The sequence below is a fragment of the Longimicrobium sp. genome, from assembly GCF_036387355.1.
GTDB lineage: Bacteria > Gemmatimonadota > Gemmatimonadetes > Longimicrobiales > Longimicrobiaceae > Longimicrobium.
The window spans coordinates 1-6,952 of the sequence record NZ_DASVTX010000315.1 but is presented as its reverse complement, the minus strand read 5'-3'; the positions used below and the strand labels follow the sequence as shown (position 1 = coordinate 6,952).

The 6,952-nt window shown below is 71.8% G+C and carries 9 protein-coding genes; 2 read left to right on the top strand and 7 right to left on the bottom strand.

The features are described 5' to 3' along the window. Together VF665_RS13620 and VF665_RS13615 are read left to right on the top strand one after the other, a co-directional pair. A partial coding sequence (locus tag VF665_RS13620) for a hypothetical protein (RefSeq protein ID WP_331053978.1) occupies positions 1-236 on the top strand: 236 nt, incomplete at its 5' end. Between the two features lie 90 nt (positions 237-326). Then, a complete protein-coding gene (locus tag VF665_RS13615; RefSeq protein WP_331053977.1) occupies positions 327-875 on the top strand; it encodes a DinB family protein in 549 nt (182 codons plus the stop codon). Positions 876-1,036: 161 nt separating this feature from the next. Here VF665_RS13615 and VF665_RS13610 read toward each other — a convergent pair whose 3' ends face one another. Genes VF665_RS13610 through VF665_RS13580 form a run of 7 tightly spaced genes read right to left on the bottom strand, consistent with a single transcriptional unit; the run spans position 1,037 to position 6,852 of the window. Further along, positions 1,037-1,639 carry a hypothetical protein gene (locus VF665_RS13610; protein WP_331053976.1) on the bottom strand — a complete coding sequence of 201 codons (603 nt, stop codon included), beginning with the start codon at positions 1,637-1,639 and terminating at the stop codon, positions 1,037-1,039. A 48-nt stretch (positions 1,640-1,687) separates the two neighbouring features. Next, positions 1,688-2,317 carry a hypothetical protein gene (locus VF665_RS13605; protein ID WP_331053975.1) on the bottom strand — a complete coding sequence of 210 codons (630 nt, stop codon included), beginning with the start codon at positions 2,315-2,317 and terminating at the stop codon, positions 1,688-1,690. Positions 2,318-2,357: 40 nt separating this feature from the next. Then, positions 2,358-2,885 (bottom strand): putative adhesin, encoded by a 528-nt coding sequence (locus tag VF665_RS13600; protein WP_331053974.1) that lies wholly within the window; start codon positions 2,883-2,885, stop codon positions 2,358-2,360. A gap of 57 nt (positions 2,886-2,942) precedes the next feature. After that, positions 2,943-4,097: a type VI secretion system baseplate subunit TssG gene (gene tssG / locus VF665_RS13595; protein WP_331053973.1), complete on the bottom strand. Its 1,155-nt coding sequence runs from the start codon at positions 4,095-4,097 to the stop codon at positions 2,943-2,945. Beyond that, positions 4,094-5,911 (bottom strand): type VI secretion system baseplate subunit TssF, encoded by a 1,818-nt coding sequence (gene tssF / locus VF665_RS13590; RefSeq protein WP_331053972.1) that lies wholly within the window; start codon positions 5,909-5,911, stop codon positions 4,094-4,096. Before tssF ends, tssG begins: the two co-directional genes overlap by 4 nt. After that, positions 5,908-6,366: a type VI secretion system baseplate subunit TssE gene (gene tssE / locus VF665_RS13585; protein ID WP_331053971.1), complete on the bottom strand. Its 459-nt coding sequence runs from the start codon at positions 6,364-6,366 to the stop codon at positions 5,908-5,910. Before tssE ends, tssF begins: the two co-directional genes overlap by 4 nt. A 3-nt stretch (positions 6,367-6,369) precedes the next feature. Next, positions 6,370-6,852, bottom strand: a complete 483-nt coding sequence (locus tag VF665_RS13580) for a type VI secretion system tube protein Hcp (RefSeq protein WP_331053970.1) — start codon at positions 6,850-6,852, stop codon at positions 6,370-6,372. Positions 6,853-6,952 lie beyond the last annotated feature (100 nt).

The following is a 6,952-nucleotide window of genomic DNA, read 5'->3' as shown; positions in this document are numbered from 1 at the left end:
ACAACCTCGGCTTTCAGGCCATCAGCCCGGACCGGCGCGAGCGGTTCGTGCTGCTCTGCTTTCGCCCGGACGCGGAGGGGCGCGTGTCCGTCCGCGAGTGGGGGGGCGGGGACCAGAGCGGGCGCGAGCAGACGCTGGCCGCCGCCGACGTGCTCGCGCGCATCAACGCGTGGGAAAAGGCAGGGTGGACGTTCACCGAGTCGCCCATCGCCATCCGCCACTGGCTGGGCGGCTGACCGCACCGCACGCGCCGCCCCGCCATCCGTCCACGGGCCTTCCCCCGGCCCGCTTCCGTTCTCCCCATCCCACCCGAACTCCCTCTGCCGATGGCCGCTGCCGTGTCGCGCGCGGATGCCCGCTGGGCCGCCGCGCTGGAAGAGCACCAGGTGGCGCTGGCCGCGTACCTGCGGGCCGGCGAGGCGATCTCCGACGCCGCGTGGACCGCGCCCTGGGCGCCGGGCAAGTGGACGCCGGCCGAGATCACCGAGCATCTGGCCATGGTGTACCGCGTCTTCATCGCCGAGGCCACGGAAGGCGTGGGGATGCGGCTGAAGCTGACGCCGTTCCGCCGGCGGCTGCTGAAGACGTTCATGCTGCCGCACATGCTTTTCCATCGCACCTTTCCCAAGCGGGCCCCGGCGCCGCGCGAGGTGCGCCCCTCGGCGGAGGGGCTGGCCCCGCGAACGGCCGCGCTGGCGCAGCTTCGCGACCTGGGCGAGCGGTTTGAGGCGGAGGCGTCGCGGGCCCGCGCGGCGGGAAAGCCGGGGGTCACGCATCCGTACTTCGGGCTGATGGCGTGGGACAAGGGCGTCCGCCTGGGCGCCGTGCACCTGGAGCACCACACGCGGCAGATCGCGTCCGTCGGCAAGCGCTGACCCCGGATCTCCCGTCGACGAAAACAACCCCGCCCGGAGCGCTCCGGGCGGGGTTTTCTGCATGATCCGCCTTTGGGGCGAACGCGTCCGCGGCGCACGGAAAACGACGGGGCCGCGCGTGGCGGGAACGGGGAGTGGAGCACCGTATTTCCCGCCCGCAATCAGCCGAACTGCGTACCGTCGCGCAGGGTCAGAAACAGGCGCCGGTGCGGCCGTAGCCACGCGATCAGGGCGCGAATGGCTTCCAGCAGGTCCAATACATCCACCATGACCCGGTCGTTGTGCCACCTCCCCTTCTCCCAGTACGTCAGGTACTCGCCCAGATTGAACTTTTCCCCCCGCGCATTGGTGATCTGGTCGGGCGTGACCGCGCTGAAATGCGTGGTGGCGCGCGCCGGGTGGTCGTAGGCCAGCGTGAGCGGCAGGTAGCCGGCTGCGTAGCTGAAGCCGGAGCGGGTGCTGGACGGATGGAACCGGGACAGCTCCCCTCCGCTCAGGTTCCACTCTTCGCCGCGAAGGTACAGCTCCAGGCTGGTGAGCGTGGCGTACAGATCCGTCAGCCGCAAGCCCAGCGGGCGGGTCAGAGCGCGGCGGGCCTCCTGCAGCGACCCCACGGGTGCGGTCAGGCGCACCCCGTTGCGGCGCAGCACCTCGTTGATGGTGTCGATTCCCGCCGCCCGGAACTCGCGGGCCACGTGCATGATCCCGGAGACTTCACGTACGGTAAGGAATTGAAAGATCAGGTCGATGAGTTCCTGCGGCATCTTTGCTCAAAGAGAGGGGCCGGGAGGGTTGCCGGCGGTGGACAGGGATCAGGGCTGGTACGTGTACTCGCGCTTGAGGTGCGAACCGGCGAACATGGCCAGCGCCTTGGGTTGCAGGGCGGGCGGGACGTACTTCCCCGAACGGAGATGGGGAGCGACGTACCTGGGGTACTCGACCCGGAGCCGCCCCTCGCGGCTCATCCGCGTGATGGCCGCCGCGCCGGTAAAGCGCACGCCGGGCAGGGCGAGCGCGTCCGCCAGCTTCTTGATGAGCCACTCCGCCCGCGCGCCCGTGGCCGCGTTGCAGACGGCCAGGTTGACCGTGACCAGGCCGGGGCTTCCCATGTTCTCCGCCACCAGTCCGTGCGCCTTCAGAAACTTGGCGAGCGCGTCCGCCGCGATGCCGTACCCGGAGTCGTTGTAGATCCCGTTGCTGTCGCCGTGCGCGTTCAGGCGCAGCTTGCCGCCATCCCCGTCGGCCTGGCACACCCAGAGGATGTTGTCGGCGAGCGTCCTGATCTCCACCCCGCGCCGCACGGAGATGGGATCGATGACGTCCCACCGGTACTCTCCCACCCTGGCGGCCTGGTGCCGCTCCTGCGGCTCGCGGTCGCGGGTGAACGCGGTCGTGTGAAAGTCGTTGGCGATGAACAGGTCCAGGTAGCGCGAGTAGGCCATGCCGGTATCGTTGGGTAGAAAGGTTCGCGTCGCGGGCGGGCTACTCCCCGAAGTAGCCGCCGTCCCAGGACGTCTTCTTGGAGGACGAAGACCCGCTCATCAGCATGCGCTCGATGGACGTGGAGGCGCTCACCAGCACGCCGAACCTCGCCTCCTCCGCCGTGTCTCCGCCCCGGATGGAGCCGGTGTTGGCCCGGCAGGCGTACCAGAACATGTCGGTGATGTCCTCCAGCCGCGAGTAGCTCAGGAGCTCGGACAGCCTGGTATTCGTCCTCTGCTCGCGGACGTACTTGTGGTTCTTGAAGGTGGTAAGGCCCTTGGGACGCGACAGGTTGTAGTCGTAGCAGGACTCTCCCGCCTCCACGGTTTCGTGGACGTACGGCATCAGCGCCTCGTAGAGGAGGTCGGGGTCCTTGCGGTACTTCTCCAGCTTCCTGTTCAGCTTGCGGAAGTCGTAGACCGTGTGGCCGTGCGCGACCAGAAAGTGGATCCGCTTTCCCTTGGGAACGGTGAAGGCGCTGAAGCCGTCCCAGCTTCCGTGGCCGCTGAGAATCGTGAACTTCGGCATGCGGGGCTCGTCTCGGATCGGGTTCGGTGAAGGGCCGGCGGTGCGTCGCCGGATCGTTCAGGCGCCGCAGCCGCGCGGGCGTTCGGGGTCGATGAGGACCGTCCCATCCCCGGCGGCGGGGCGGGTGCGCAGCCACGACGTCCATCCCAGCCGCGGCCGCGGACCAGGTTCGAGCACCGTGGCGGGGACCTGGTCCGCGCGCAGGACGAGGGTGAGGACGAAGCTGGTTTCCACCCCGGCGTAGAAGCGCACCAGCTCGCGAAGCTGCGTGAGCGCCGGCCCCTCGGCGGGAACGCCGCCGCACCCGCCGGGAAGGAGCTCGCGGTACAGCCCCGGGTCCATGGGACCCATGCGGATCCCCACCGCGGCGTTGGGATCGTGAAAGCGGGTGCCCAGCACGGCGGAGGTGCCCAGCCGGCGGCTGCCCCCCGTTGCCCCGATGCGCGTCTGCTGGTCCTCCGGAATGGGGAGCCAGCGTCCGGCCAGGGGCTGGACGGAGACCGGGACGCCGAAGTGGTCGGCCAGCAGCCCCTCCAGCCCGGCCTGCGAGCGCGGCTGGCGGGCCAGCAGCCCGGCGCGCGCCATCAGCGCCCGGTCGTCCGTCCCCTCCAGCCGGCCGCGCAGCCCCGGCGTGCCCATCCCCATCAGCGCCCACAGCGAGGCCGCGGTCTCCGTTTCCGCCGGCGGCGCGCCCTGCAGCACCGGCCGCGTCCGCCGCCCGATGCGGTAGGCCAGCGACACCAGCCGGTGGTGGAACAGGTCCAGAAAGTCGCGCAGCCCGGGGTCGCCCTCCTCCACCCGCTGCAGGACGCGCTCGGCGATGGGCTGCGGCAGCGGCCCCTGCGCCCCCGCCAGCGACAGGAAGGAGACCGTCATCGTGGGGACGGTGGCGCCGCCCTCGTGCTCCACCCGCACCACGTCGGACGCGGGAAAGCCCAGGCTCACCGAGGTGCGGAAGCGCACCGCCTCACGAGACGGATCCGCCCCCTCGCCCACGCTGCGGGCCTCCGGCGCCGCGGACTCCAGCAGCCGCACCGCCTGGTAGAAGTCGAAGGCGTCCGGCCGCGCGAACAGCGCCTCCATCAGCGGCATGGCGGCCACCGTGCGCTCCCCGCGCGCCACGGCCTCCTCCTCCGCCGCGGGAAGGGGCGCGCCCGTGGCCTCGTCCGCGGTGGCGACGCCAGGAGCCGGGGAAGCGAGCGTGGCCGTCACAGGAGCGGCCTGTCGCCGATGCGCGCGTCCCAGCTCTTCCACACCCCCTCCTGGTTCTGCCGCCGCACGGACAGGCGGGTGAACGAGTTGACCGCCGCGTACAGGGCGAAGAAGCGGTCCAGCACCGAGGCCAGCAGAAGGGCGCTCCCCCCGGCGTAGGCGCTTTCATCCACCGTCAGGTCGATCTCCGTCCCGCGGCAGAAGCCCCGCCACGGGCCGCCGCCCACCCGCCGCGCGGCCGGCCGGGTCGTCATCCGCCGCAGCCCCGCCACCTGCGCCTCCACCGAGGGATCGCCCCACGCCGCGTACAGCCGCAGGATCTCGCGCAGCGCCTCCAGGCTGGCGTCGGCGTCCGCCCCGGCGAGCGACAGGTGGTTGAGTGACAGGTGGGAGATGAGCCGCCACTGCGTCTGCCCGCCCAGCGGCGGATCCACCGCGCGGGTGGGAGGATGGAGCACGCGGATGGCGGAGACGGGGATGGCCTGTTCCGCCTGCAGCAGCGCCCCGGCGGGAATCTGCTCCGCAAGCCGCCGGTTGGTGCACAGCACGCGGCCCCACACCGTGTGGGCGGGCGGCGACGCGGGCTGGCCGTTCAGGTTCAGGAACGAGAGCAGGGTGTCGGTCCCCGCCAGGTCCGCGCGCTCCGACGGCACCCGCCGCGCGTGCCAGAAGGCGCGCTGCCCCGGGTCCATGCGGTGCGAAAAGGAGTAGAACGGCTCGATCACCGCCTCGCGCCCCTCCTCCGGCGCGGAAGAAACGGACAGGATGGAGTGGATTTCGGTGGACCGCTCCCGCCGCGCGTCGCCCACCAGCCGGTACTCCACCCGCCGCCCGTCCACCCGCACCGGCTCCGACAGCCGCTCGTGCAGGTTCACCACGGGAGTGCACCCCAGCCGGAAGTTCTCCGCCCCCGCCTCCAGCCGCTCCGGCGGCCGCCGGTCGAAGACGAAGAGAAGGTCCACCGACGCCTCCGCCGCGCCGAAGTCCACCCCGTGCAGATCGGCGAACATCAGCTTGCGGGGGATGGTGAAGTACTCCTGCAGCAACCGGTACGCCGGGTGCGCCCCGGCGGCCGAGGGGAGCACTCCCTCGTCCGCGCCCAGCCCCACGGGAACCAGGGCGGAGGGGGCCATGCGCGCGGGGCGGTCTGACGCGGCGCCGCCGGGAAGGACGGCGATCCCCAGCAGGTGGCCGAAGAGCAGTTCGTACAGCGCGGCCGCCGTGCTCATCTCCCCGCCCAGGTGAAAGCGGAGGGAGGCCGGCTTCTGCCTGGAGAGCGGAACCCCGCGCGCCTCCAGCCGCACCCGCAGCACGCTGGCGGCCCGCGGCGTGGCGCGCAAAAAGGAGTGCGCCCCGGGCGGCTCCATCCGCGCCTCGGTGACGGCCAGGGGGTGCAGCGTCACGGGATACGCCGTCCGGAAGCGGCAGGCGTCGCCCTCCCGGGGCTGCGCCACCAGCGGCGTCCCCGCGGGGACGGTGAAGCCCGCGGTGGAGCGCCCCTGCGTGGGGTCCGCCACGAACTCGGCGATGGCCACCGGCGGCACCGGGGCCAGGTAGTTGGGCTGCAGCACGTCCAGCAGCGCCGACGAAATCCCCGGCGTCTCCACCTCCAGCGCGTGCTGCAGCCGCGCGGTGGAAAAGGCGAACGACTCGATCAGCCGCTCCACGTGCGGGTCCTGCGACTCGTGCGCGCCCAGCTGCAGGCGCGCGGCCACCTTGGGGTGCGCCTGGGCGAACTCGCCCCCGGCGCGCCGCAGCCAGGCCAGTTCGGCCAGGTAGTAGTCCAGCAGGTTGTCGGGGGCGGGGGCGCTCACGGCCGGCCTCCGCCCACCATGACGGCGAAGCCCACCGGCTGCGGCGCGCCGGGGGCGGCCAGCACGCCTTCGATGAGCGCCAGCAGCTCGCGCGGGCGGCCCGGAACGGGATGCACCTCCACCCGCGCCCCGCGCAGCCGCGGCTCAAAGGCGGCCAGCGCCGCCTGCATGCGCGCGGCGATCTCCGTCCGGGCGGCGGCGCCGGCGGGGTGCAGGGGCGAAATGTCGGGGACGCCGTAGTCCACCGTGGTCCGTGGGCGCCCCGCCATCTGCTCGGGGGCAAAGGGACAGCGGGTGCCCAGCAGGTCCTGCGCTTCGCGGCGCAGCGACTCCAGCAGCCCGTCCCGGTCCAGCGCGCGGAGCGGCACGGCTTCGGTGTGCGCGGCGGGGTGCTCGTCCACCAGGCGGTCGAAAAGCGGGACCGCCGCGAGCGGAACCGGAACGGGGGTCGGCATGCGTCAGCTCTTGGCGTTCTTGCCCAGATCCCAGCTTCCCGCCACGGTGCCGTCCTTGCCGCCGGCTTCCTTCTGCGCGGTGAAGTCCCACTTGATGCCGGAGTAGTTGAGCGCCAGGCTTTCCACCGGCTTGTCGCCGCCGCCGCCGCCCACGTTCACCGAGCTGAGCACGGCGTTGCTGAGCGTGTACACGATCAGCGGAATGACGCTGCCGTTGTCGTTGCGCCCCACGGTAATAAGCACCGTGCCCAGGTCCGTGCCCTCGCAGCACTTCTGGTTCAGCAGCGGGCTGGCCTTGTCCAGGTACTTGGTGATCATGAAGTCCTGGTGGCGCGGCTTGCCCGAGGTGCGCTCGGTGTTGCTCACGTCGCCCGTCACCTGCATGGCCACGCCGTGGCTGTACGACATCGCCTCGATCTGCCCGGTGAACCCGGTCATCAGGCTGGTGCCCGGCACGTTCTCGATCTTCATCAGAATCACGTCCATCGTCTGCTCCCTTGCTTGGGGCGCGTCAATCGCGGTCGGGTGGGGTCGGGGGCGGCGCCGGGCGGAGGGGGTCCGCCCGGCGCCGGATCAGAATCAGGCG

Excerpts from the sequence above, each read along its gene's own strand:
- VF665_RS13615 (WP_331053977.1), top strand. The coding sequence starts at position 327 with ATGGCCGCTGCCGTGTCGCGCGCGGATGCCCGCTGGGCCGCCGCGCTG.
- VF665_RS13610 (WP_331053976.1), bottom strand. The coding sequence starts at position 1,639 with ATGCCGCAGGAACTCATCGACCTGATCTTTCAATTCCTTACCGTACGT.
- VF665_RS13605 (WP_331053975.1), bottom strand. The coding sequence starts at position 2,317 with ATGGCCTACTCGCGCTACCTGGACCTGTTCATCGCCAACGACTTTCAC.
- VF665_RS13600 (WP_331053974.1), bottom strand. The coding sequence starts at position 2,885 with ATGCCGAAGTTCACGATTCTCAGCGGCCACGGAAGCTGGGACGGCTTC.
- tssE (WP_331053971.1), bottom strand. The coding sequence starts at position 6,366 with ATGCCGACCCCCGTTCCGGTTCCGCTCGCGGCGGTCCCGCTTTTCGAC.
- VF665_RS13580 (WP_331053970.1), bottom strand. The coding sequence starts at position 6,852 with ATGGACGTGATTCTGATGAAGATCGAGAACGTGCCGGGCACCAGCCTG.